Source organism: Saccharothrix carnea (assembly GCF_003014735.1).
In the GTDB taxonomy this organism is placed as follows: domain Bacteria; phylum Actinomycetota; class Actinomycetes; order Mycobacteriales; family Pseudonocardiaceae; genus Actinosynnema; species Actinosynnema carneum.
Genome location: NZ_PYAX01000007.1, coordinates 409,611 through 432,608, shown reverse-complemented (window position 1 = coordinate 432,608; position 22,998 = coordinate 409,611). Strand labels below are relative to the sequence as shown.

At 72.0% G+C, this 22,998-nt stretch carries 26 protein-coding genes; 11 read left to right on the top strand and 15 right to left on the bottom strand.

All coding sequences use genetic code 11. The features are described 5' to 3' along the window. Positions 1-114 precede the first annotated feature (114 nt). Complete coding sequence (locus tag B0I31_RS23100; RefSeq protein ID WP_106617426.1) at positions 115-1,074, bottom strand: HpcH/HpaI aldolase/citrate lyase family protein; 960 nt, start codon at positions 1,072-1,074, stop codon at positions 115-117. Positions 1,075-1,188: 114 nt separating this feature from the next. Between B0I31_RS23100 and B0I31_RS23095 the strand changes: the two genes are divergently transcribed. Genes B0I31_RS23095 through B0I31_RS23080 form a run of 4 tightly spaced genes read left to right on the top strand, consistent with a single transcriptional unit; the run spans position 1,189 to position 4,170 of the window. Then, on the top strand, positions 1,189-1,524 hold the full coding sequence (locus tag B0I31_RS23095; RefSeq protein ID WP_245950263.1) for a hypothetical protein: 336 nt from the start codon (positions 1,189-1,191) through the stop codon (positions 1,522-1,524). Next, positions 1,521-2,378 carry an aminoglycoside phosphotransferase family protein gene (locus B0I31_RS23090; protein ID WP_106617425.1) on the top strand — a complete coding sequence of 286 codons (858 nt, stop codon included), beginning with the start codon at positions 1,521-1,523 and terminating at the stop codon, positions 2,376-2,378. Before B0I31_RS23095 ends, B0I31_RS23090 begins: the two co-directional genes overlap by 4 nt. Positions 2,379-2,432: 54 nt before the next feature. Beyond that, complete coding sequence (locus B0I31_RS23085; protein WP_106617424.1) at positions 2,433-3,686, top strand: magnesium transporter MgtE N-terminal domain-containing protein; 1,254 nt, start codon at positions 2,433-2,435, stop codon at positions 3,684-3,686. After that, entirely contained in the window at positions 3,679-4,170 is a 492-nt protein-coding gene (locus B0I31_RS23080) for a DUF1003 domain-containing protein (RefSeq protein WP_106617423.1), read from the top strand. The genes B0I31_RS23085 and B0I31_RS23080 overlap by 8 nt, the downstream gene beginning before the upstream one ends. A 47-nt stretch (positions 4,171-4,217) precedes the next feature. Here the strand turns inward: B0I31_RS23080 and B0I31_RS23075 are convergent, their stop codons facing one another. Further along, positions 4,218-4,679, bottom strand: coding sequence for a MarR family winged helix-turn-helix transcriptional regulator (locus B0I31_RS23075; protein ID WP_425444387.1), 462 nt, complete (start codon positions 4,677-4,679; stop codon positions 4,218-4,220). A gap of 97 nt (positions 4,680-4,776) precedes the next feature. Between B0I31_RS23075 and B0I31_RS23070 the strand changes: the two genes are divergently transcribed. Then, positions 4,777-5,946 carry an Mrp/NBP35 family ATP-binding protein gene (locus B0I31_RS23070; protein WP_106617421.1) on the top strand — a complete coding sequence of 390 codons (1,170 nt, stop codon included), beginning with the start codon at positions 4,777-4,779 and terminating at the stop codon, positions 5,944-5,946. Positions 5,947-6,123: 177 nt separating this feature from the next. On the opposite strand, the gene tatB is transcribed toward B0I31_RS23070, so the two are convergent. From tatB to sigE, 4 genes are all read right to left on the bottom strand, one after another. Further along, complete coding sequence (tatB, locus tag B0I31_RS23065) at positions 6,124-6,504, bottom strand: Sec-independent protein translocase protein TatB (RefSeq protein WP_106617420.1); 381 nt, start codon at positions 6,502-6,504, stop codon at positions 6,124-6,126. A gap of 49 nt (positions 6,505-6,553) precedes the next feature. Continuing rightward, a complete protein-coding gene (locus tag B0I31_RS23060) occupies positions 6,554-8,080 on the bottom strand; it encodes a S1C family serine protease (RefSeq protein ID WP_106617419.1) in 1,527 nt (508 codons plus the stop codon). Between the two features lie 82 nt (positions 8,081-8,162). Continuing rightward, on the bottom strand, positions 8,163-8,786 hold the full coding sequence (locus B0I31_RS23055) for an anti-sigma factor family protein (RefSeq protein WP_106617418.1): 624 nt from the start codon (positions 8,784-8,786) through the stop codon (positions 8,163-8,165). Continuing rightward, positions 8,783-9,373, bottom strand: a complete 591-nt coding sequence (gene sigE, locus B0I31_RS23050; protein ID WP_073895966.1) for an RNA polymerase sigma factor SigE — start codon at positions 9,371-9,373, stop codon at positions 8,783-8,785. The genes B0I31_RS23055 and sigE overlap by 4 nt, the downstream gene beginning before the upstream one ends. Before the next feature lie 217 nt (positions 9,374-9,590). On the opposite strand from sigE, the gene B0I31_RS23045 reads away from it, so the two are divergent. Next, the gene (locus B0I31_RS23045; protein WP_106617417.1) at positions 9,591-10,217 is read left to right on the top strand and encodes an O-methyltransferase; all 627 of its coding nucleotides are present in this window, start codon (positions 9,591-9,593) and stop codon (positions 10,215-10,217) included. A 236-nt stretch (positions 10,218-10,453) separates the two neighbouring features. On the opposite strand, the gene glgC is transcribed toward B0I31_RS23045, so the two are convergent. After that, a complete protein-coding gene (gene glgC / locus B0I31_RS23040; protein ID WP_106617416.1) occupies positions 10,454-11,668 on the bottom strand; it encodes a glucose-1-phosphate adenylyltransferase in 1,215 nt (404 codons plus the stop codon). A 104-nt stretch (positions 11,669-11,772) separates the two neighbouring features. Here glgC and glgA point away from each other — a divergent pair, with 104 nt between their 5' ends. After that, a complete protein-coding gene (gene glgA, locus B0I31_RS23035; RefSeq protein ID WP_106617568.1) occupies positions 11,773-12,936 on the top strand; it encodes a glycogen synthase in 1,164 nt (387 codons plus the stop codon). 1,292 nt (positions 12,937-14,228) lie between these two features. Here glgA and B0I31_RS23030 read toward each other — a convergent pair. Next, a complete protein-coding gene (locus B0I31_RS23030; RefSeq protein WP_245950260.1) occupies positions 14,229-14,939 on the bottom strand; it encodes an MFS transporter in 711 nt (236 codons plus the stop codon). Here B0I31_RS23030 and B0I31_RS23025 point away from each other — a divergent pair. Beyond that, positions 14,865-15,677, top strand: coding sequence for a LysR family transcriptional regulator (locus B0I31_RS23025; RefSeq protein WP_106617566.1), 813 nt, complete (start codon positions 14,865-14,867; stop codon positions 15,675-15,677). The two genes, B0I31_RS23030 and B0I31_RS23025, sit on opposite strands and share 75 nt — an antisense overlap. Before the next feature lie 29 nt (positions 15,678-15,706). Here the strand turns inward: B0I31_RS23025 and B0I31_RS23020 are convergent, their stop codons facing one another. Next, the gene (locus B0I31_RS23020) at positions 15,707-17,158 is read right to left on the bottom strand and encodes a leucyl aminopeptidase family protein (RefSeq protein WP_106617415.1); all 1,452 of its coding nucleotides are present in this window, start codon (positions 17,156-17,158) and stop codon (positions 15,707-15,709) included. 192 nt (positions 17,159-17,350) lie between these two features. After that, positions 17,351-17,518: a DUF3117 domain-containing protein gene (locus tag B0I31_RS23015; protein ID WP_012783412.1), complete on the bottom strand. Its 168-nt coding sequence runs from the start codon at positions 17,516-17,518 to the stop codon at positions 17,351-17,353. A gap of 262 nt (positions 17,519-17,780) precedes the next feature. On the opposite strand from B0I31_RS23015, the gene B0I31_RS23010 reads away from it, so the two are divergent. After that, positions 17,781-18,560, top strand: a complete 780-nt coding sequence (locus B0I31_RS23010) for a PaaX family transcriptional regulator (RefSeq protein ID WP_106617414.1) — start codon at positions 17,781-17,783, stop codon at positions 18,558-18,560. Positions 18,561-18,574: 14 nt separating this feature from the next. Next, the gene (locus B0I31_RS23005; protein ID WP_106617413.1) at positions 18,575-19,354 is read left to right on the top strand and encodes an enoyl-CoA hydratase-related protein; all 780 of its coding nucleotides are present in this window, start codon (positions 18,575-18,577) and stop codon (positions 19,352-19,354) included. A 41-nt stretch (positions 19,355-19,395) separates the two neighbouring features. On the opposite strand, the gene B0I31_RS23000 is transcribed toward B0I31_RS23005, so the two are convergent. From B0I31_RS23000 to B0I31_RS22980, 5 genes are read right to left on the bottom strand one after another with little or no spacing between them, the layout of a single operon-like run. Beyond that, positions 19,396-19,944: a DNA-3-methyladenine glycosylase I gene (locus tag B0I31_RS23000; RefSeq protein WP_106617412.1), complete on the bottom strand. Its 549-nt coding sequence runs from the start codon at positions 19,942-19,944 to the stop codon at positions 19,396-19,398. After that, positions 19,941-20,354 (bottom strand): SRPBCC family protein, encoded by a 414-nt coding sequence (locus B0I31_RS22995; RefSeq protein ID WP_106617411.1) that lies wholly within the window; start codon positions 20,352-20,354, stop codon positions 19,941-19,943. Before B0I31_RS22995 ends, B0I31_RS23000 begins: the two co-directional genes overlap by 4 nt. Then, positions 20,341-20,709: a DivIVA domain-containing protein gene (locus B0I31_RS22990; RefSeq protein ID WP_106617410.1), complete on the bottom strand. Its 369-nt coding sequence runs from the start codon at positions 20,707-20,709 to the stop codon at positions 20,341-20,343. The genes B0I31_RS22995 and B0I31_RS22990 overlap by 14 nt, the downstream gene beginning before the upstream one ends. 25 nt (positions 20,710-20,734) lie before the next feature. Then, the gene (locus tag B0I31_RS22985; RefSeq protein WP_106617409.1) at positions 20,735-21,412 is read right to left on the bottom strand and encodes a permease prefix domain 1-containing protein; all 678 of its coding nucleotides are present in this window, start codon (positions 21,410-21,412) and stop codon (positions 20,735-20,737) included. Then, a complete protein-coding gene (locus tag B0I31_RS22980; RefSeq protein ID WP_106617408.1) occupies positions 21,394-21,732 on the bottom strand; it encodes a PadR family transcriptional regulator in 339 nt (112 codons plus the stop codon). The genes B0I31_RS22985 and B0I31_RS22980 overlap by 19 nt, the downstream gene beginning before the upstream one ends. Before the next feature lie 88 nt (positions 21,733-21,820). On the opposite strand from B0I31_RS22980, the gene B0I31_RS22975 reads away from it, so the two are divergent. Next, positions 21,821-22,993: a cytochrome ubiquinol oxidase subunit I gene (locus B0I31_RS22975; RefSeq protein WP_106617407.1), complete on the top strand. Its 1,173-nt coding sequence runs from the start codon at positions 21,821-21,823 to the stop codon at positions 22,991-22,993. Positions 22,994-22,998 lie beyond the last annotated feature (5 nt).

The following is a 22,998-nucleotide window of genomic DNA, read 5'->3' as shown; positions in this document are numbered from 1 at the left end:
CCTGTGGCCATGCTCACCGGCAGGGTCACCAGCCCGTGCCCAGCCGGTCACTCTTCGAAGGCGCGCAGCCAGCCGTCGAGGTGCGGGCACGTGCCGACCGGGAACCGGGAGAAGTCAGTCCTCCGGCGGCGACCACACGTTCGTGCGAGACATGCCCGCGGCACGTCCCTTGGACGAGATGACCAGTGCCATCTTGCGCGACGCCTCGTCGATCATCTCGTCGCCGAGCATCACGGCGCCGCGCTTGCCGCCCTTCTCGGACGTGAAGTAGTCGTACGCGTCGAGGATGTTCTCGGCGTGGTCGTAGTCCTCCTGCTTGGGGCTGTAGACCTCGTTCGCCGCGTCGATCTGACCGGGGTGCAGGACCCACTTGCCGTCGAAGCCCAGGGCGGCCGAGCGGCCGGCGACGCGCTTGAAGCCCTCGACGTCGCGGATCTGCAGGTACGGGCCGTCGATGGCCTGCTTGTCGTGCGCGCGGGCGGCCATGAGGATCTGCATGAGGATGTAGTGGTAGGCGTCGCCGACGTCGTAGCCGGGCGGCTGCTCGCCGACTACCAGGGACTTCATGTTGATCGACGCCATGAAGTCGGCCGGGCCGAAGATGATCGTCTCCACCCGCGGCGAGGCCGTCGCGATCGCGTTGACGTTGATCAGGCCCAGGGCGTTCTCGATCTGCGCCTCGATGCCGATGCGCCCGACCTCGTACCCCATGGTCTTCTCGATCTGGGTGAGCAGCAGGTCCAGCGCGTGCACCTGCTCCGCGGTCTGCACCTTCGGCAGCATGATGCAGTCCAGGTTCGCGCCCGCGCCCTCGACGACCTCGGTGACGTCGCGGTACGTCCACTCCGTCGTCCAGTCGTTCACCCGGACCACCCGCGCGCGGGAACCCCAGCCGCCCTCGTTCAACGACGCCACGATGGTCTTGCGCGCGTCCGGCTTGGCCAGCGGCGCGCACGCGTCCTCCAGGTCGAGGAACACCTGGTCCGCGGGCAGCGTGCGGGCCTTGTCGATCATCTTCTGGCTCGACCCGGGCACGGCCAGACACGAGCGACGGGGACGCTGCTGGTCGACCACTGTGGGTACCTCCTCGTACCGGCCGGTAACTCCTGTCGTGCGAAGGGTGGCACGCACGCGTGGCGCCCGCTATTTCGTGAGTCACGTTTCACAGGCCCGTGGCAGGCTGAACCGGTGGAGATCGAGCAGGTGCTGGACAACGCGCTGCGCAAGGCCGCCGCGGTGTGGATCCGACCGGACGGCCACGAGCCGCGACTGGTGTGGGCGCTGTGGCGCGACGGGACGCTCCTGGTGGCGGTCGGCGGCACGGAGCAGGAGGTCCCGGGCCTGGCCGACGACGTCACGTGCACGGTCACCGTCCGCTCCCCCACCACCCACTCCCACCTGGTCGACGCGTCCGCGACCGCCCGCCTGACCGAGCCGGACGACGACACCGCGGCGGCGTTGCGGGCGGCCCGGCTCAACAGCGAGCCGCGGTGGGAGTCGGTCTACCGCTTGGAGTTCGCGTGATCACCGTCCCGGACGACTTCGGCCGGATCCTCGGCGACCAATCGCGGGAGTGGCGCGCGAACCTGCCCGCCCTGGCCACGCGGTTCTGCGCCCGCTGGCGGCTCACCCCGGACGGCGCGCTGCTCACCGGCAACGTCGCCGTCGTCCTCCCGGTGCGCCGCGCCGACGGCCACCCGGCCGTGCTCAAGCTCACCTGGCTGGACGACGAGACCCGGCAGGAGCCGGTGGCGCTGAAAGCCTGGGCAGGTCAGGGCGTGGTGGACCTGCTGGAGCACGACGACCGGCACGGCGCCCTGCTGCTGGAACGCCTCGACCACACCAGGTCGCTGGACGACGCGCCGATCGAGGAGGCGCTGGCCGTCACCGGCGGGCTCCTGCGTCGGCTGCGCACGCCCGCCGGGCCGGAGTTCCACCGCCACGAGTTCCCCGACCTGGTCGCGGAGAACGCGCGACTGGGCGACCCGCTGCCGTCCGCGCTCGTGCACCAGGCCCGGGAGTTGGGCCGCCACCTCGCCGAGACCGCCGGGAACACCCTGGTCAACCAGGACCTGCACTACGAGAACGTGCTGCGCGGTGACCGCGAGCCGTGGCTGATGATCGACCCGAAGCCGCTGGCGGGCGACCGCGAGTTCGGCGTGATCCCGTTGCTCTGGAACAGGTTCGGCGAGCTGGACGGTGACCGGGGGCTGCGCGACCGGTTCGCCGCCCTGTGCGACATCGGCGAGCTGGACGCCGACCGGGCACGGGCCTGGACGTTCTGCCGGGCCGTCGACACCTGGCTGTGGTGCCTGGACGAGGAGCTGGACGACATGGCCGTCCCGGTCGAGGTCATCGCCCGCACCCTCCGCCCCTAGCAGCGTCCACAGTGGAACGCAGCGGCGGCGCACCGGGCGGACTAACCTGATCACGTGGTCGCCGTGAACCGCGTCTTCGCCGCCCAGCTCGCCGGTCTGCCCGTGTTCGGGCCGGACGGCGAGTCGATCGGCAAGGTCCGCGACCTGGTCATCGGCCTGCGGGTGGACCGCCAGCCGCCCCGCGTGCTGGGCCTGGTGCTGGAACTGGCCACCCGGCGGCGCATCTTCGTGCCGATGCTGCGGGTCACGTCGATCGAGCCGAACGCCGTCACGCTCGCCACCGGCTCGGTCAACCTGCGCCAGTTCCACCAGCGCACCAACGAGGTGCTGGTCGTCGGCGAGCTGCTCGACGCCCGCGTGACGCTCGACTCCGGCGCGGCGGCGGTGCTGGTCGACGCGGCGATGGAGCCCAGCCGGACGCGTGACTGGCGGATGACGCGGGTCGCGGTCCGGGAGCGCACCGGCAGGCTGGCCCGCCGCGGCCCGGTGCAGGTGCTGCGCTGGGAGGAGCTGACCGGGCTGTCGGTGACCGAGCTGGCCGGTCAGCCGCAGGGCGCGCAGCACCTGGTGGCGATCTTCGAGACGATGCGCGCCGCGGATGTCGCCCTGGCCCTGCACAGCCTGCCGTTCAAGCGGCGCTACGAGGTGGCCGAGGCGCTGGACGACGAACGGCTCGCCGACGTCATCGAGGAGATGGCCGAGGAGGACCAGAAGGACCTGCTGGGGCACCTGGACGACGAGCGCGCCGCGGACATCCTGGAGGCCATGAACCCCGACGACGCGGCGGACCTGCTGGCCGAGCTGCCCAAGGGCGAGCAGGACCGGCTGCTGGGGTTGATGGAGCCGGAGGAGTCCGAACCGGTGCGGCGGCTGCTGGAGTACAGCTTCGACACCGCGGGCGGGCTGATGACGCCGGAACCCGTGGTGCTCGCGCCGGACGCCACGGTGGCCGAGGCGCTGGCGCACGTGCGCAACCCGGACCTCACGCCCGCGCTGGCCAGCATGGTGTTCGTGTGCCGCCCGCCCACGGCCACGCCCACCGGCCGCTACCTGGGCTGCGTGCACATCCAGCGGCTGCTGCGCGAACCGCCGTCCGACCTGGTCGCGGGCGTGCTGGACACCGACCTCGCCACGTTGTCGCCCTCGGCGTCACTGGGCGACGTGACCCGCTACTTCGCCACCTACAACCTGGTGTGCGGGCCCGTGGTGGACGACAGCGACCACCTGCTCGGCGCGGTCACCGTGGACGACGTGCTGGACCACCTGCTGCCCGACAACTGGCGCGAAACGGGGCTGACCCATGCCTGAGCTGCCACGTCGACGGCTCGACCAGCCGCGCACGGAGGGCCGGTTCCGGCTGTCGCTGGACCCGGAGGCGTTCGGCCGGTTCTCCGAGCGGCTCGCCCGGTTCCTCGGCACCGGCAAGTTCCTGTTCTGGCAGACGCTGCTGGTGATCGTGTGGATCACGCTGAACCTGTTCGCGGTGACGCTGCGCTGGGACCCGTACCCGTTCATCCTGCTCAACCTGGCGTTCTCCACGCAGGCCGCGTACGCCGCGCCGCTGATCCTGCTCGCGCAGAACCGGCAGGACGACCGCGACCGGGTGTCGCTGGAGGAGGACCGGGCGCGGGCCGCGCAGACCAAGGCCGACACCGAGTACCTGGCGCGGGAACTGGCCGCGCTTCGGCTCGCCGTGGGCGAGGTGGTGACCCGTGACTACCTGCGCAGCGAGCTGGAACGCGTGTTCCGGGAGCGCAAGCGGCCCGCCAAGGACGACGTGCCCTCACCCTGAACGGCCCGTCGAGAGTTCGTCGGGTTCGTCGGGTTCGCGAGTGCCCGTCAGGGTTCGTCCGCGCCCAGCCGCTCGCACATCCGGCCGAACGCCTCCAGCTCCGCGTGGTCCAGCGGCTCCGCGAAGTGCCGCGCCACGCCCGTCAGGTGCGTCCCGGACGCCACGCGCAGCCGCTCCAGGCCCTGTGACGTGAGCACCGCCACCACGCCGCGGCCGTCGCCGTCCGCGCGTTCCCGCAGCACCAGGCCCGCGCGTTCCAGGCGGTCGACGAGTCTGGTGACGCCGGAGCGGGACAGCAGCACGGCGTCGGCCAACTCGGTCATCCGCAGTCGGTACTGAGGCGCCTCGGCGAGCTGGACCAGGACGTCGTAGGCCGCGAGCGACAGGCGTTGCCCGGCGATCAGTTCGGCTTCCAGGATCCGGGTGAGCCTCGCGTGCGCCCGGAGGAAGGATCGCCACACCCCCAGCTCGGTACGGGTGGGCAACCGGGCAGATCCGGTTTCCGGCACGGATACCAATGTTACGGAAAGCACGCAACCTGCTGCGCGCTGCCCCCGGAACCGGGGTGACCGACCGGTAGCTTGGAGGTGTACGACCCGCCGTAGCATGGCGGTCCCACCACCTCTTGGCGAAGGCGTTCCCGTGACTCTTCCTACCGTTGACGACGTGCAGAAGGCGTTGGCCGGTGTGCAGGACCCGGAGATCCGGCGTCCGATCACCGACCTGGGCATGGTCAAGGGCGTCGTGGTCGGTGACGACGGGGTCGTGGACGTGGCGGTGTTCCTGACCGTGTCCGGCTGCCCGTTGCGCGACAAGATCACCGCCGACGTGACGTCCGCCGTGTCCGCGCTCGGCGGCGTGACCGGTGTGCGCGTCGAGCTGGACGTGATGAGCGACGCCCAGCGCACCGAGCTGCGCAAGACGCTGCGCGGTGGCGTCGAGGAGCCGGTGATCCCGTTCGCCCAGCCCGGGTCGCTGACCCGCGTGTACTGCGTGGCGTCGGGCAAGGGCGGAGTCGGCAAGTCGTCGGTGACGGTGAACCTGGCCGTCGCGATGGCCGCGCGCGGGCTTTCGGTCGGCGTGGTGGACGCCGACATCTACGGCCACTCGATCCCGCGCATGCTGGGCACCGAGGCCAAGCCGACCCAGGTCGAGAAGATGATCATGCCGCCGCAGTCGCACGGCGTGAAGCTGATCTCGATCGGCATGTTCACGCCGGGCAACACCCCGGTCGTGTGGCGCGGCCCCATGCTGCACCGGGCGTTGCAGCAGTTCCTGGCCGACGTGTTCTGGGGCGACCTGGACGTGCTGCTGCTCGACCTGCCGCCGGGCACCGGTGACATCGCCATCTCGGTGGCGCAGCTGGTGCCGAACGCCGAGATCCTGGTCGTGACGACGCCTCAGCAGGCGGCGGCCGAGGTGGCGGAGCGGGCCGGGTCGATCGCGTTGCAGACGCGGCAGCGGATCGCGGGCGTGATCGAGAACATGTCGTGGCTGGAGCTGCCGGACGGCACCCGGATGGACGTGTTCGGGGCCGGTGGCGGCCAGGCGGTGGCCGAATCGCTGACCCAGGCCGTGGGCGCTGACGTGCCACTGCTGGGCCAGGTCCCGCTCGACCCGCGCCTGCGCGAGCAGGGTGACGCGGGCACGCCGATCGTGCTGGCACACCCCGAATCGGCCGCCGGCCAGGTGTTGACGACCGTCGCGGGCAAGCTGTCGACGCGGTCGCGCGGCCTGGCCGGCCGCCTGCTGAACGTCTCCCCCGCCGGTCGCTGACGCCTGGCCGCTCACCGGCCGCCCGGACGGCACGTCGCCCGACGCCCGACGCCCGACGCCCGACGCCGAATGCTGCGCAGGGGTCCCCGCCAAGGGGACCCCTGTGTTGATTTTACCGGTGGGGTACGACAATTCCCGGTGCCCGCGACGTCGACCCGGCGCGCGAGCCGGGTCGGGTCAGGTGGCGTCCGGGTCGAACGGCGGGCGTTCGCCGCGTTCCAGCGGACGGTCCTGGCCGACCGTGTCCCGAGCGGGCGGGACGGCGGGGTGGCCGTTCGGCTTCTCGATCGGGTCGTCGTCCCACAGGTGCTTGGTGATCGCGCGCTTCGGGTCGAAGTTGCGCAGTTCCCGCAGGTCCTCGAGGGGCTTGCGCAGCTGCTCGAACTCCGGCCCCATCTCCTGCTTCAACTGGTCCCGCGCGCCGGTCGCGTAGTCGCGGACCTTGCGGACCGTCTTGCCGACCCACGAGGCGGCCTCGGGCAGTCGTTCCGGGCCGAGGATGAACAGCCCCGCCACGACGATGACGAGGATCTCAAGCCACCCGATGCTGTCGAACACCCGCGTGCCCCACCTTCCGCGCCCCAAGCCCTGGTTGCCAGCGTAGCCGTCAGTCGGACCTCAGAGTCACCTGCACGGTCAGCTCACGACCCTGCCTGGCCAGCACGACCGGAACCGTCTCGCCGATTTCACGCTCCCGTACCGCGACGGTCAGCTCGGCGGCGTTGCGGACCATCCGGTCGCCGACGCGCGTGATCACGTCGCCCTCCTCGATGCCCGCCGCGTCGGCCGCGCCGCCCTCGGGGACGTTCTGCACCTGCGCGCCCTCCGCCGTCTCCGCCGACGCCGAGCGCACGTTGACGTTCATGTCCGCGTGCTTGACCTGGCCGTCGCGGATCAGCGCCTGCGACACCTTGCGCGCGTAGTTGCCGGTGATCGCGAACCCGAGGCCGACCGAGCCGCCGGTCTCGGTGCGGATCGACGAGTTGATGCCGACCAGCGCGCCGGACGAGTCGACCAGCGCGCCACCGGAGTTGCCGGGGTTGATGGCCGCGTCGGTCTGGATCGCGTCGTAGGTGACCTGCGGTCCGCCGTTCTCGCCCGCCGCCGTCACGGGCCGGTGCAGGGCGCTGACGATGCCCTCGGTCACGGTGTTCGACAGCGACAGCGGCGAGCCGATGGCCAGCACGGTGTCGCCCACGGCCAGCTCGTCGGAGTCGCCGAACTGCAGCACGGTCGGGTTGTCCACCTCGACCTTGATCACCGCGAGGTCGGTCTTGGAGTCACGGCCGACGACCTGCGCCACGGCCCGCTTGCCGTCGGTGAAGACGACGGTCAGCTTGGCCGACGTGTCCTGCACGGCCGGTGCGACCACGTGGTCGTTGGTCAGCACGTACCCCTCGCCGTCGATGACCACGCCCGAACCGACGCCGGCCACGTTCGCGCCCTTGAACTCGATCGACACGACGCTGGGCGTGACCCGCTTGGCGATCTCGGCGACGGACCCGACCGGTCGTTCCTTGCCCGGCTTGACCTCGGCGAGCGTGACGCCGCCATCGGTGAGCGGGTTGCCGACGCGGCCCAGCAGCCAGCCGACCACCCCGCCGCCCGCGCCGACCAGCAGCGCGGCCACCATCAGCAGCACCAGGCCCATCGGCTTGACGCGCCGCCCGAACAGCAGTTCGGGCACGCTGAGCTGCGGTCCGGGCTCGCGCTCCGGCTTGGGCCCGGTGTCGGGCTGCTCGGTGACGGCGGGCGGGCCGATGACGGCCGACGCGCCCGGGTCGCGCCACGAGTCGCCCGCCGGTTTGCCCTCCCAGAAGACGGGCTCCACCTCGGGCTCGCCGTGCAGGTCGACGGGCGGGCGCTGCAGGCGGGTCTCGCCGTCGCCCTGCGGACGGCCGAACGCCGTGGTCAGCGCTTCCGGTGGGGGTGGTGCGAGCTGGACGAAGCCGTTGCCGTTGAGTCCGGGGCGGTCCGCGGCGAACGCGCCCGCCACGCCCTGCGGCCTGCCGAACACGGCCTGCTGGCCGGGCTCCACGGGCGGGCGGTGCAGCGGGCGGGGTGCGAGCCTGCGGTGCGCCCCGTCGTCCACGCCCGACCTGGGGGTCCCGTTGCCCTGTTCTGGCTCGCTCATCGCTCCCCGCACGTCGTCACACCATGGTTGTCGCGGGGCCAATCGTGCCCGGTGACCGGTGAAGTTGCCGTCAGCGGGCTGGTCAGCGGCCCAGCAGGCCGGTGTTCGAGACCGGGCGCAGCACGCCCACGGGCTCGCGGTCGTCGGCCGACGACGGCGCCACCACGGGCGAGGGCTGCGGCGTGTTGCCCTGCGCGGGCGCCGGCGAGGTGTCCTCGCTGCCCGGTGCGACCAGGGCGAGTGCGCCGAGCATGAGACCGGAGACGACGACACCGGCGCCCTGCCTGGCTCGTCTGCCCCCGAAGAGACCGGTTCCGAAGCGGCTACCGCCGCCGGTTCCGAAAGGGCGGCCCGACCCCAGCACGGGACCGCCGCCGAACGCGGCCCGGTCGGGCCGCTGGACCGTGACGAGCTGGCCGTCCTCGGTGACCGCGAGGCCGTCCGGCGCGCTGGGCAGCTCCACTTCCTGCGGGATCGCGCCCAGCCTGGCCAGCAGGCTCGCGGGCGCGCACGGCGCGTCGGCGGCACGCACGGCGGACCGCGCCTGCTGCTGCGAATACGCCTCCGCCGCGCAGAACGGGCACCTCTGCAGGTGCGCGGCCGCCCTGGTGTGCGCCGAGGCGGACAGCTCGCCGTCGACGAAGGCGACGACCGCGTCGGGCAGCAGGTGCTGCTCGGGCAGTTGCCAACCTCGCAGGTCGGTCATGCAGAGTCCTCCTGGGCCAGACCCCGACGGCGTTCCAGTGCGACCCGCAGGGCCTGGCGGCCCCGGTGGATCCTGCTCCTCACGGTACCGAGTTTGACGCCGAGGGTGGCGCCGATCTCCTCGTAGGAGAGTCCTTCCACGTCACACAGCACGACGGCGGCGCGGAACTCGGGCGGCAACTCGTCCAGCGCGGCCTGCAGCTCCGGGTCGAGGTGCGTGTCGTCGTAGATCTCCTCGGGCGTGGGGTCGTCGCCGGGGATGCGGTCGGTCTCCTCGGGCAGGGCCTCCATGCGCACGCGGGAGCGGCGGCGGGCCATGTCGAGGAAGAGGTTCGTGGTGATGCGGTGCAGCCAGCCCTCGAACGTGCCGGGCTTGTACGACGCCAGCGACCGGAACACCCGGATGAACGTCTCCTGGGTGAGGTCCTCGGCGTCGTGCTGGTTGCCGGTGAGGCGGTAGGCCAACCGGTACACCCGGTCGGCGTGTTCGCGCACGACTTCGTCCCACGTGGGCGGGATCCACTCCACGTCGTCGATGGGCGCCGTCAGTGCGGGCGCAGTCGGTGCGAGATTCGGCTGCTTTGGCATCGGGCGGTTAAGCACCTCCACTGGGCTGGCTGCCCTGCTGCACGGGTCAACGCTCGGCTCCCCTGACGTGTTCCCGTTGGTCCTGCTCGTCATGCGTTGGGACCATCGTGACGTCTTCCCTTATAACCATCGTGAGAGGCGGCTGAGAGCACGCTGAGAATCCGGGTTGTCGGCGAGATTCACCCGAACCGACGCCGGCGGCGTTAGCCTTCGTGCTGTGGATGCGCCGACGCGCGAGTACGTGGAGCGCTACCTGCCCGAGGACGCCGTGCTGACGGCCGCCAGGGCTCGTGGCGCCGAGTTGGGGTGCGTGCCGATCGGGTCCGGCGGCGGGGCGGCGTTGCGGTTCCTCGCCGCGGCGTTGCAGGCCAAGGCCGTGGTCGAGATCGGCACCGGTGCCGGGGTCGGCGCGTTGTACCTGCTCAGCGGCATGCCCGCGGCCGGGGTGCTGACGTCGATCGACGTGGAGCCGGAGCACCAGCGGGCGGCGCGGGTGGCGTTCGCGGAGGCGGGGATCGCGGTGTCGCGGACCCGGTTGATCATGGGGCAGGCGCTGGAGGTGCTGCCCAGGCTGACCGATGGCGCGTACGACCTGGTGTTCGTGGACGCGGCGAAGTCGGAGTACCCGAAGTACCTGGCCGAGGGCGTGCGGCTGCTGCGACCGGGCGGCGTGATCGCGTTCGACAACGTGCTGTGGCACGGCCGGGTGGTCGACCCGGCCCACCGCGATCCGGACACCGTCGCGATGCGGGACGTGGCCCGGTCGGTCCGCGAGGACGACCGCCTGGTCCCGGTGATCCTGCCGCTGGGCGACGGCCTGCTGGTGGCGGCGAAGGTCGGCTGACCGGATCGCTTCGCTGGGCGCTTGGCGGGGCAGGACCCCGGCCAGTTGTCCGCGTGCCCCACCTCCCCATCGAGGGGTCACCCGTGAGGGTGAAAAAGCCGTGGTTCATCCGCGCCGGGCTCATTGAGGCCGCACGACGTGTTCGTCATCCCGAAGCACGCCACAAGCCGTGGTCGGGGACCCCACGAGGAGATCCCCGACCACGTCGACGCGACCACCGGCCACCCGCCGGTGACCTAGAGCGCCGTGACGCCCTTCCCCAGCACCGTCACCCCGCCGGACGACACGGTGTAGCGCTGCCGGTCCGTCGCCGGGTCCACCCCGATCAGCGCCCCGTCCGGCACCACCACGTTCTTGTCCAGGATCGCCCGCCGCACCACCGCGCCGCGCCCGATCCGCACGCCCGGCAGCAGCACGCTGCCCTGCACCACCGACCCGGATTCCACGACCACGTCCGAGCTGATCACGGACCCGTGGATGGTGCCCGAGATGATCGACCCCGGCCCCACCATCGAGTCCTCGGCGCTGCCGCCGGCGATGAACTTCGCGGGCGGCAGCGGCGGGGTCGCCGTCCGGATCGGCCACGCCTGGTTGTAGAGGTTGAACACCGGGCGCACCGACACCAGGTCCATGTGCGCCTCGTAATAGGCGTCGATGGTCCCCACGTCACGCCAATAACCGCGGTCCCGGTCGGTCTCGCCCGGCACCTTGTTGTCGGCGAAGTCGTAGACGTGCGCCTGACCCTGGTCGACGAGCATCGGGATGATGTCGCCGCCCATGTCGTGGTCGGAGTCGGGGTTCGCCGCGTCCGACCGCAACGCGTCGATCAGCGCCTCGGTGGTGAACACGTAGTTGCCCATCGACGCGAACGTGACCTCCGGGTCGTCCGGCACGTGCGGCGGCTCCGAGGGCTTCTCCAGGAACCGCGTGATCAGCCCGGACGCGTCGGAGTCGATGCAGCCGAACGCCTTGGCCTCCGCCCGCGGCACCCGGATGCCCGCCACCGTCACGCCCGCACCGGTCTCGACGTGCTGCTCCACCATCTGCCCCGGGTCCATCCGGTAGACGTGGTCGGCACCGAAGATGATCACGTGCTCGGGTTTCTCGTCGTTGACGAGGTTGAGGGACTGGAAGATGGCGTCGGCGCTGCCGGTGTACCAGCGCGGCCCGAGCCGCTGCTGCGCCGGCACCGGCGTGACGTACTGCCCGAGCACATTGGACAGCCGCCAGGTCGTGGAGATGTGCCGGTCCAGGGAATGGGATTTGTACTGGGTGAGCACGCAGAGCTTGACGAAACCCGCGTTCACCAGGTTGGACAGGACGAAGTCCACCAGCCGGTAGTTACCGCCGAAGGGCACCGCCGGCTTTGCCCGGTCGGCGGTCAACGGCCACAACCGTTTGCCTTCGCCACCGGCGAGGACAATTCCTAGAACGTGCGGTTGCCCTTTCACAGCAACGACCCTAACCGGGTGACCACCGGCCCACCAACGGCGAAGCGACCCGGACTCCGCTCGTTCACCCGGCTGCACCCGGCGACCGGGTTACGGTGAGCGTCGTGCGAATTGGACTGCTCACACGGGAGTACCCGCCGGAGGTCTACGGCGGCGCTGGGGTGCACGTCGGCTTCCTGGTGCCGAGACTGCGCGAACTGGTGGACGTCGACGTGCACGCCTTCGGCGGGCCGCGCGCGGACGCCAGGGCGCACAACCCCGCCCACGGCCTGGAACAGGCGAACGCCGCGCTGGCCACGTTGTCGGTCGACCTGGAGATGGCGGCCGCGCTGGGCGGGGTGCAGCTCGCGCACTCGCACACCTGGTACGCCAACATGGCCGGTCACCTGGCGAAACTGCTGCACGGCATCCCGCACGTGGTGACCGCGCACTCGCTGGAGCCGCGCCGGCCGTGGAAGGCCGAGCAGCTGGGCGGCGGCTACCGGGTGTCGTCGTGGGTGGAGCGGACGGCGTACGAGGCGGCGGACGCGGTGATCGCGGTCAGCGAGGGCATGCGGGCCGACGTGCTGGACTGCTACCCGGCGTTGGACCCGGCGCGGGTGCACGTGGTGCGCAACGGCATCGACACCACCGCCTACCACCCGGTTTCCGAGACCGACGCCCTCGTCCGGCACGGGATCGACCCGGCGCGGCCGATCGTGACGTTCGTCGGGCGGATCACCCGGCAGAAGGGCGTCGGCCACCTGGTCGCCGCCGCGCACCGGATCTCGCCGGACGCGCAGGTCGTGCTGTGCGCGGGTGCGCCGGACACGCCGGAGATCGCCGAGGAGACGCGGCTGGCGGTGGCGGAGCTGGCGGCGTCGCGGCCGGGGGTGTTCTGGATCCAGCAGATGCTCCAGCCAGCCGAGGTGCGGCAGATCCTGAGCCACTCGACGGTGTTCGTGTGCCCTTCGGTGTACGAGCCGCTGGGGATCGTGAACCTGGAGGCGATGGCGTGCGGCACGGCGGTGGTGGCGTCGGACGTCGGCGGCATCCCGGAGGTCGTGGACCACGGGCGGACCGGGCTGCTGGTGCACTACGACGAGAAGGACGTCGACGCGTACCGGGTGGCGTTGGCCGACGCGGTGAACGAGGTGCTCGGCGACCCGGCGCGGGCGGCGGCGTTCGGTGAGGCCGGGCGGGCGCGGGCGGTCGAGGAGTTCTCGTGGGCGACGGTGGCCGAGCAGACCGTCGCGGTCTACGAGGCGGCGCTGAGCAGCTCCAAGTGATCGTTCGACCGCGCACTGTGACGTCCGTCACTAAAACGTGATGCAACGGTATGGGGTGCCGACCGCCTTTAACCAGTAGGGGCAACTACTGGGGGCGGTATGCGGTGGCTTGTGCTCCTGCTCGCGCTGGTGGCCGGTGGGTGTGCCACGCCCGCGTTCAGCGCGGAGCAGGTCAGGTTGACCATCGAGGGAGAGGCGGTGCTGGACGCGCCCGGCCTGCAGGCGCGGGCCGAGGCGGAGTTGAGCTACACGTTGTCGTTCGGGTACGTGGCCCGGACCGGCCGTGACGCGGTGAGCTGCTGGTTCGCCCGCACCGGCGAGGAGTTCGAGGTGGACACGCGGCTGTGGTGCGGTCCCGTGCAGGTGCCGGGCACGGCCGCGGCCACCGACTGGGTGCCGGTGCCGATGAAGAAGGTCGAGCGCACCGGGTCCGGGATCCGGCTGGAGGTGCAGCCGCCGCAGGTGCCCGCGCAGGGCGCCCGCAGCACACCGGTGGGGAAGCTGGTGCGCACGGACGGCCGGGAGACCGACGCGGACCAGGACGTCGGCCACGCGGGGCCGGATTTCCTGGCCGTGCTGCCCGACGACGGCCAGATCCTCGACGCGGCGTCCGCGATGGTGCGCGACGACCAGCTCGAGGTGCAGGTGACGGGGTACTCGTCGCCGTCGGTGTGGTCGACGGCGGACGGTGACCTGCGGGCCGAGCACGGGGTGGCGTTGCGGGTGCTGCGGGTCCGCGTGACGCGGCACGGCGAGGTGGACTCGGCGTTCGCGCAGACGCCGTGGCGGGGCTGGCTGCCGCAGCCGCCGGAGCTGTCGCTGGACGTGCCCGGGCGGCGGCACCGATTACCGGCCGAACGGCTGCCGGACAACGGGTCGGCGCTGATCGTCTACACGGTGCCGGTCACGGGCGGGCAGGAGTCGCTGGTGCTCGACACGGTGGGGGCGAAGTCGCTGCAACAGCGGGTCGAGGTGCCGTCCGGGCAGGTGGTCGGCGAGGCGCCGATGGTGCTGCGCCGTCTTCCGGGGCCGGAGGAGATCTCGGTGTCGACGCCCGTGACGGTGGGTCCGGCGGCCGGGACGTTGGAGGTCGTGCGGGCGCGGCTGGGGCGGCAGCGGCCGGTGGCGGCGAACGGGCCGTACGAGCTGGCGACGGCAGGCGCGGGGAAGGCGTTGGTGGAGTTGCGGCTGGTGGGCCACGACCTGCCGAGCGTGGTCGGCGCAGGCCAGACCGCGCCGCTGGTGACGTTGACCGTGCCGGGCGGGCAGGCGGCGGCGCAGGTGGGTGCGCGTTACGGCGGTGACGCGTTCCCGGTGGCGGTCGTGTTCGAGGTGCCGGAGGACGTGCGTTCGGCGACGGTGTCGGTCGCGCCGGGGACGGTGACGTTGCCGCAGTTGGGGGAGGTCGCGGTGGCGGGTGGCGCGGGGGTCGAGGTGCCGCTGGACTTCTGAGCCTTCTGGGCCTGGTGGGCCTTCTGCGCTACGACGACGGCCACCGCCGCCGGCGTCAACCAGGCGGCGATCAGGCCCGGCCAGCCGTGGGTCTGGTAGGCGGCGCTGCCCGCGGTGCCGCCGGTGCTGCTGCCCACGTAGAACGCGAACAGGTAGACGCCCGAGGCCTGGCCGCGGGCGTGTTCGGGGGCGCGTGCGCCGACCCAGCCGCTCGCCACCGCGTGGGCGGCGAAGAAGCCGCCGGTGAACAGGGTGAGGCCGAGGGCGAGCGCGGCGACGTGGTCGGGGAGGGTGATCACCGCGCCCGCGGCGGCCAGGGCCAGGCCCGCGAGGGCGATGCGGGTGCGGCCGTGGCGGTCGGCGAGGGCGGCCATGGGGATGATCGCGAGGGCGAGCGCGCCGGTGGCGGCGCTGATGGCGAGGGACGCTTCGGCCGGGGTGAGGCGGAACTCGGCCGCGATGTCGGGCAGGACCGACTGCGGCGCGTAGAGCAGCGCGAACGTGGCCAGGCCGTCCTGCGTGCCCTGGCCGCCGACGAGCACATCACCCACGCCGCCGAGGCCGCAGGCGTCCCCCAACCCACGGTGAGCCGCTGGCTGGCCTCACTGAGCGCATCCCTCGGCGCACCAGTGGCCATACGATCGGGTCGCCGAATCCGCCTGACCAGGGCAGGCCGCCTACTCTGCGAAGCCGCCGACCGAGCCCTGACCGCACTGGAAGCCGGCCACCGCGCCGCCGCCGAAGAAGTGTCACCCGAACGTGGCCAGGTCGCGCTCGGCTTCCTGCACCTGCTGGGCAGGTCCCTGGTCCCGACCCTGGTCAGCACGTTCCGCGAACATCACCCGTCCGTGCGCTTCCGCCTGGTCCAGAACTCACGCCAGGACATCCTCGCCGACCTGTCGGAGGGCGTCGTCGACCTGGCCCTCGTCTCACCGCCACCGACCGATCCCGCGTTCACGCACGCCGTCATCCGCGAGGAGGAACTGATCCTCGTCACGCCGAGCCACCGCCGGGCCTCCCCGCACCCACGCCGATGCCGTCGCCGGGCCGTCGACACCTGCGCGCCAAGCCCGCCGCTGGGCCTCCCCCGCACGCACGTCAGGCTCGCCGCCAGGCCGGCCAGCGGCCGCCCTGCACGCGGGCGCCCGCCCTGGGCGCCTTCGCTGGGGCCCGTCGCTCGGGGGCCGTCGTGGGTCACCGCTGTGGCCGTTGTGGCGGGTCGTTGGGTGTTGGGGTCGTCAGGGGTCGTTGGGGGGTTGCGGTTCCTCGATTCAACCGAGGGGCGGTAACGGTGTTTCCGTACATTTTCGGGACATGATCACCCGATCGTGTTCGGTTGGGTGTAGGTCTCGGCCAGTTCGATCAGGGTTCGGGCGGCGAAGCCGGTGGCTCCGGCGACCACTTCGTCGTAGACCCTGTCGGCGCGGGCGGGGCCGGCGATGTCCAGGTGGGCCCACGGGACGTCGCCGGTGAACTCCTTCAAGAACAGCGCGGCGGTGATGCCGCCCGGGCCCGGTGGGCATTGGCGGACGTCGGCGATGTCGCTGCGGACGTCCTCCGCCAACTCCTCCAGCAGTGGCATTCGCCACCAGGACTCACCGACCTTCGCTCCAGCGTCGGCGATGCGGCCGGCCAGGTCGTCGTCGGTGGCGAACAGGCCCCCGGTGCGCACGCCCAGCGTGACCTTCATCGCGCCGGTCAGGGTCGCGACGTCCACCAGGACGTCCGGCCGCAGGTTGCGCACGGCGTAGGCGAGGGCGTCGGCGAGGACCAGCCTGCCTTCCGCGTCCGTGTTCGTGACCTCGGTCGTCGTGCCCCCGTAATGGGTGATCACGTCACCCGGTCGGTAGGCCGAGCCGGACACGTGGTTCTCGGCGGCGGGCACCAGGCCGGTCACCCGGACGGGCAGGCTCTGCTGCGCGATCCCCACCAGGGCCGCGATCACCGCCGCACCGCCGGACATGTCCGTGCGCATCAGGTGCATGCCCTCGGCGGGCTTGATCGAGATGCCGCCGGTGTCGAACGTGATGCCCTTGCCGACCAGCACCAGGTGCGGCAGGCCGGAGTCGGTGCCGGGCCACGTCAGCTCGATGAACCTCGGCGGCCGGGACGAACCGCCACCGACCGCCAGCACGCCGCCGAACCCCTGCTCGGCCAGCCACTTCTCGTCACGGACGTCGACCCGCAGGCCGGGCGCGACCCGGGCCGCCTTCACCGCCGCCGCGGCCAGCCACGACGGATCTTTCACATTTGACGGCGTGTTCGCCAGGTCCCGCCCCAGCGACGTCGCCGCGGCCAGCGTGTTCGCCTTGCGCACGGCCTCCGCCAACCCGGCCCCCGCGGCGACCAGGCGCAACGACTTCACCCGCTTCGGCGGCTCCTCGCCGCTGACCTTGAACCGGTACCCGCCGACCGCCGCACCCAGCGTGAACGCCGCCACCGCCGCCGCCGTCACGTCCTCCGGCAGCCGCACGTCGAACGTCGTCCCGCCCGCCTTCTCGGCATCCGCGTGCAGCGCCCGCACCAGCGACGCACCGGCCTTGCGCCAGTCACCCGGCCCACCGTCGCCGACACCGACGACCCACGCCCGCCCCTGCCTGGACGTCGCACCGGCCTTGCCGCTCACGTCGGCGAGGTCGACCACGTCCTCACCGCCGGGCCCCAGCCGCACCGGGTCGCCGGTGGACGCGACGAGCACCGCGGGCACACCTCGCCGGAGGGTGTCGGCCACCTCGACGGTGACCAGCGGGGTGGGCAGGGGTGCTCGCACGGGGACCTCCGGATCGGGCCGCCGGGCAGGCGCCGGCGGGTCGGGTCGCGGGACAAGCCGCAGGTGAGCGGCCTGGTCGGGGCACGTCGTCAGGGCACGGCCCCGGCCCGCGTCACGGGGCGCGGCACGACGTAGCGATGCCCCGGTTCCACAGTGGAAACCGGGGCGTCGACGCTTTCTCGGTCCGGCTGGTCAGCCGGCGGCTGCCTTGAGGGCGTCGCCCAGGGCGTTGGCCTCATCCGCCGACATCTCGACGACGAGGCGCCCACCACCCTCGAGCGGAACGCGCATCACGATGCCGCGCCCCTCCTTGGTCACCTCGAGGGGACCGTCGCCGGTCCGGGGCTTCATGGCCGCCATCGCGTGCTCCCTCCGTCAACATCTTCCCCGTCCGACCAGGGCCGGATACTCCGGCCATTCTCCCCTATGCGGACTCGGCAGCGAAACCGAACCGATCTTTCCGGCCGCCCGGTGACCGTTTGACGATCTTCACCAAGTCGCAGATCAGGGCCAGGATCGTCCTGCCCCAACGACTTCCGGTCCGGCCGCCGACCGTCACCTGGTCGTGACCGATCGCGGCTCTGTGGCGTGTCGCGGGGTCGCCCTGACAGACTCGGCTCTCGTGCGAGCCCGTTCCGCGCTCTTCGACGTCTACGGCGGCCACCTCCGCGAGCGGGGTGGCGCCGCGACGATCGCCGCGCTCGTCCGGTTGCTGGAGCCGCTGGACTTCGCCGCGCCCGCTGTGCGGACGGCCGTGTCGCGCACCGTGCGGCAGGGCTGGCTGGAGCCCGTCCGCCTACCGGACGGTCCCGGCTACGCGATGACACCTCGCGCGGAACGACGGCTGGACGAGGCGGCGGCCCGCATCTACCGCACCCGGCCGTCCACCTGGGACGGTCGGTGGCACGTGGTGGTGCTGGAGGAGCTGCCCGCGCGTGAGGCGCGCGACCGGCTCGCCTCCTCGCTGCAACTGCTCGGCTACGGCGCGCTGGGGCCCGTGACGTGGATCGCGCCGCGCTCGTCGCCGGAGCTGGCGGACGTGCTGGCGGGCGAGGGCGTGCGGGCCGGCACGTTCCTCGGGGAGCACGAGGGCGACCCGGCGGAGCTGGCGGGCCGGGCGTGGGACCTGGGCACGCTCGGGCGGGACTACGCGCGGTTCGTGGCGGAGTGGGAGCCGGTGATGTCCGCTGTGGACGGTACGGCGCCGCCGTCTGCGTTCGCGGCTTCGCAGCGGTTCCTGCACGCGTGGCGCAAGTTCCTGTTCCGCGATCCCGGCCTGCCGCGCGAGCTGCTGCCCGCCGACTGGCCGGGCGCGGAGGCGGCCGAGTTCTTCGACCGGCACACCAACCGCCTCGCGCCCGCGGTGGCCAAGTTCGTCGACGACTGCCTCGCACACCACTAACCGGAGGTCACCCCGTGTCCGAACTCCTCATCGACGACGCTGACGGTGTTCGCACCTTCACGCTCAACCGGCCCGAGTCGTTCAACTCGTTCACGGTGGCGCTGAAGGAGCGGTTCTTGGCGGCCGTGGTCGAGACCGCGGCGGACGACGCGGTGCGGGCGGTGGTGATCACCGGGGCGGGGAGGGCGTTCTGCGCCGGTCAGGACCTCAAGGAGCACGTCGCGCTGCTCGAGGCGGGTGACCCGGCGCCGTTGAACACGGTGGAGCGGCACTACAACCCGTTGATCAAGGCGATCGTGGGCATGCCGAAGCCGGTGATCGCGGCGGTGAACGGGATGGCGGCGGGCGCGGGGGCGTCGCTGGCGTTCGCGAGCGACCTGCGGGTGGCGGGTGCCGGGGCGAAGTTCCTGATGGCGTTCGCGAACGTGGGGTTGACGGCGGACTCGGGCGCGTCGTGGACGTTGCCGCGGTTGATCGGGCACGGTCGGGCGATGGAGATGATGCTGCTCGCGCAGCCGGTGGGCGCGGAGGAGGCGTTGCGGATCGGCCTGGTGGGGCAGGTCGTGCCGGACGGCGAGGTGCTGTCGACGGCGCAGGCGCTGGCCCGCCAGCTGGCCGCCGGGCCGACCACGGCCTACGCCAAGATCAAGGAGGCGATGGCGTTCTCCGGTGAGCTGGCGGCGGCGTTGGAGGTGGAGGCGCGCACGCAGGCGGAGGCGGGTGCGACGGCCGACCACCGCGAGGCCGTGGCCGCTTTCGTGGCGAAGCGGAAGCCGACCTTCACCGGCGAGTGATGCCTGTTCGCGGGTTGTGGCCGGCCGACGCGTAGTGGCCGCTAGGAGGTGGCGCGGAAGCAGGCCGCGATGTGGTCGTCGACCATGCCGGTGGCCTGCATCAGCGCGTAGCAGGTGGTGGGTCCGAGGAACACGAAGCCGCGGCGCTTGAGCTCCTTGGCCATCGCTTTCGACTCGGGTGTGACGGCGGGCACGTCGGCGATCGTGGCGGGGCGTTCGTGGTGCTCGGGGGCGAACGACCAGAGCAGGTCGTCCAGGGGCACGTCGAGCTCGGCGACGGCGCGGGCGTTGTTGATGGTGGCGTTGATCTTGGCCCGGTTGCGGACGATGCCCGCGTCGGCCATCAGCCGGTCGAAGTCGGCCGGTCCGAACTCGGCCACCAGCTCGGGCTTGAAGCCGGCGAACGCGGCCCGGAAGTTCTCGCGCTTGCGCAGGATGGTGATCCAGGACAGGCCGGACTGGAACGATTCGAGGGCCATCCGCTCGAACATCTCCGCCTCACCACGCAGCTCCACGCCCCACTCGGTGTCGTGGTAGGTGATGTAGTCGGGCGTGCTGTCGCCCCACGGGCAGCGGACGAGGTCGGTCATGCGGGGTACTCCCGGGCGAAGGCGGCGAAGCGGCGCAGCGACCATGCCACACCGGGCGCGAAGGCCAGGTTGAGCGGTAGCGCGATGTCCTCGGACCAGACGAGCTCGCTGCGCGCGTCGCCGCGGGGGACGACGACGAACTCGCCGGTCCCGCGCACGAGCCGGCCGGTGTGCTCGACGGCGCAGCGCACCGGCGGCTCCCACGCGGTGATGCGCATGGTGTCGGTGAACCCGAGCGGGCCGAGGCCGGTGAACGCCGCCAGCCCGCTGCCCTCGCTCGCGCCGTCGCCGCTGGTCACGCGCACGGTGGTGCCGAGCATCCACTCGCCCTGCCGTGCCCAGTCGGTCAGCGCCGCCCAGGTGGTCCCGGCCGGTGCCTCGACCTCGACGCGCAGGTCAAGCCGGGTCATGCTCCGGCTCCCGTTCGGGGTCGGGCGTCACGTGGTCGGGTTCGGGCGCGACCCGGTGGTCGACGCCCTGTTCGGCCTCCAGTTCGGCCACCCGGGCGCGCAGCCGGTCGACCTCGTCGGCCAGGCGGGCGAGCGCCCAGTCGACCTCGGTCATCTTGTAGCCGCGCAGGACCTGCTGGAACTTCAGGTCGCGCACGTCGTCCGGGGTCACGTCGTCGGACGGGAGGCGGGTCGGCGACGCGCCCGGGGGCAGCGGCGCCAGTTCCTCGCCCCGCCCGAACACCAGCGCGGCCAGCAGGAAGACCACGGCCGCGACGAGCGCCATGACGACGATGTAGATGAGCGCTGAGGTCACAGGACGATCGTGACACATGCGCCGGTCAAACCGACGAGAACGCCACGCAGCGCCGGGCGAGGACGGCGAGTCGCAGCGCGATGACGAACGAGACCACGGTCGCGCCGGCCACCGGCGGCGACATGAGCAGCCTCGCCGCGTCCAGGTAGGCGGTGGCGGCGAGGATCGCGACGTTGCCGAGCAGGGACACGCCGACCGCGACGACGGCGACCACACCGGCGAGCCGGGCCAGGGTCACCGTGCTGACCGTCGTGCGGGCCAGTCGCCGTCCGACGAGCAGCGCGAGGACCGCCGCGCCGGCCACGAACCACGCCGCGTCGTCGTTGAGGCGGGCGATGGTGAGGTACCAGTCGGGCGGTGGGGCGTCGAAGTCGTTCCAGGCGCCGATCCAGAACTTGCGGTTCAGCTCCCACATCACGTACGCCAGCGGCACGACCAGCATCACGGACCGCAGTGTGCGGGCACCGTAGGCGAGGCCGAGGAGCCCTTGGTACTCGCGTGCGATGGCGGTGACCGGGCCGAACTCGGCGACGGCGCGGCGTTGCGCGGCTTCCTCGCCGAGTCCCCGGTCGCGGTGCGCGGCGGCGGCGTCGTGGAGGCTGTCCCTGGCTTCGGCGAGCAGGTCGCCCTTGACCGGGTCGGGTCCGCGCAGCCGCCGGTCCAGGGCGGTAACGTAGTCGTCGATCACGTCTGCGCCGGCCACGGCCCACCTCCGAGCACGCCCTCGATCGCGGTGGTGAACTCGCGCCACGCGGTGCGTTCGGCGGCCAACGCGCGCTGGCCGGCCTTGGTGAGCCGGTACGTGCGCCGCTGCCTGCCGCCGACGGTGCTCCACTCGCTGGCCACGAGACCCGCGGTCTCCAGCCGCCGCAGGGCCGGGTAGACGGTGCCGGTGGGCAGGTCGAGGGCTCCGCCGCTGCGCCGCTGCAACGCCTCGATGATGGCGTAGCCGTGCAGCTGGCCGCCGTCGAGGGTGGCCAGCAGGAGCGCGTCGAGATGGCCCCGCAACGCGTCGGACTTCATGGGTAGCCACTCTACTGATCAGGACAAGGGCAGGAATCCGGGACATCCCTGATGTTGAGTTGTCTGCCTACATATACTGTGCCTACCCATGGATGCTCTCGGACTGGCCCGGCTCCAGTTCGCCACCACGACGTCGTTCCACTTCCTGTTCGTGCTGCTGACGCTCGGACTGGTGACGGCGGTGGCGGTGATGCAGACCCGGGCCACGCTGTCCGCCGACCCCGTGCACGCCCGGATGACGCGCTTCTGGGGTCGGCTCTACGTGGTGAACTACGCGCTCGGCATCGCGACCGGCATCGTCATGGAGTTCCAGTTCGGGCTGAACTGGTCGGGCCTGTCGACGTTCGCGGGCGACGTGTTCGGCGCGCCGCTGGCACTGGAGACGCTGGTGGCGTTCTTCCTGGAGTCGACGTTCCTCGGCCTGTGGATCTTCGGGTGGGACCGGCTGGACAAGTGGGTCCACCTGGCGCTGATCTGGCTGGTGGCGTTGACCGCGTTCGCCTCCGCGTTCTGGATCATGATGGCGAACGCGTTCCTGCAGAACCCGGCCGGGCACGAGCTGCGTGACGGCGTGCTGCGGATGGTCGACTTCTCGGCGCTGGTGACCAATCCGACGTTCGGCACGGCGTTCCTGCACGTGTGCTTCGCGTCGTTGACGGTCGGCGGGGTGTTCCTGACCGGGGTGAGCGCCTACCACTTCATCCGGCGCACGGCGGAGGTCGACTTCTTCCGCCGGTCGCTGCGGCTGGGCGTGGTGCTGACCGCGCTGGCCACGCCGATGCTGATCGGGTTCGGGTTCGGGCAGTTCCCGGTCGTGGAGCGGTACCAGCCGGACAAGCTCGACACGGTCGGCGCGCTCGACGGAATGGGCCTCGGGTTCATGATCCAGATCGGGTTCGTGCTGCTGCTGGTGAGCTGGGTGACCGTGCCGCTGCTGTTCCGCGACTGGGTGGTGCGGTTGCGGTTCCCGCTCTACCTGATGGTGGTCGGCATCCCGCTGCCGTTCGTCGCGGCGATCGGCGGGTGGCTGTTCCGCGAGGTCGGTCGGCAGCCGTGGCTGGTCCAGGGCGTGCTGACCACGCAGGACGCGATGTCGCACGTCAGCCGGGACCAGATGCTCGTGTCGTTCATCGCGTTCACGGGCGTGTTCGCGGTGCTGGCGGTCGCCGACTGGGTGCTGATCGCCCGGCTGGCGCGGCGGGGGCCGGCGTCGTCCGAATCCGATGAGGCGCCGGTGTCGCCACTCGTTCCGGTGCTGTGAGGGGT

Excerpts from the sequence above, each read along its gene's own strand:
- B0I31_RS23015 (WP_012783412.1), bottom strand. The coding sequence starts at position 17,518 with ATGGCGGCCATGAAGCCCCGGACCGGCGACGGTCCCCTCGAGGTGACC.
- B0I31_RS23055 (WP_106617418.1), bottom strand. The coding sequence starts at position 8,786 with ATGACCGACCTGCGAGGTTGGCAACTGCCCGAGCAGCACCTGCTGCCC.
- B0I31_RS22995 (WP_106617411.1), bottom strand. The coding sequence starts at position 20,354 with ATGACCCGGCTTGACCTGCGCGTCGAGGTCGAGGCACCGGCCGGGACC.
- B0I31_RS23060 (WP_106617419.1), bottom strand. The coding sequence starts at position 8,080 with ATGAGCGAGCCAGAACAGGGCAACGGGACCCCCAGGTCGGGCGTGGAC.
- B0I31_RS22975 (WP_106617407.1), top strand. The coding sequence starts at position 21,821 with ATGGATGCTCTCGGACTGGCCCGGCTCCAGTTCGCCACCACGACGTCG.
- sigE (WP_073895966.1), bottom strand. The coding sequence starts at position 9,373 with ATGCCAAAGCAGCCGAATCTCGCACCGACTGCGCCCGCACTGACGGCG.
- B0I31_RS23000 (WP_106617412.1), bottom strand. The coding sequence starts at position 19,944 with ATGACCGACCTCGTCCGCTGCCCGTGGGGCGACAGCACGCCCGACTAC.
- B0I31_RS23080 (WP_106617423.1), top strand. The coding sequence starts at position 3,679 with ATGCCTGAGCTGCCACGTCGACGGCTCGACCAGCCGCGCACGGAGGGC.
- B0I31_RS22980 (WP_106617408.1), bottom strand. The coding sequence starts at position 21,732 with ATGAAGTCCGACGCGTTGCGGGGCCATCTCGACGCGCTCCTGCTGGCC.
- B0I31_RS23070 (WP_106617421.1), top strand. The coding sequence starts at position 4,777 with ATGGCGGTCCCACCACCTCTTGGCGAAGGCGTTCCCGTGACTCTTCCT.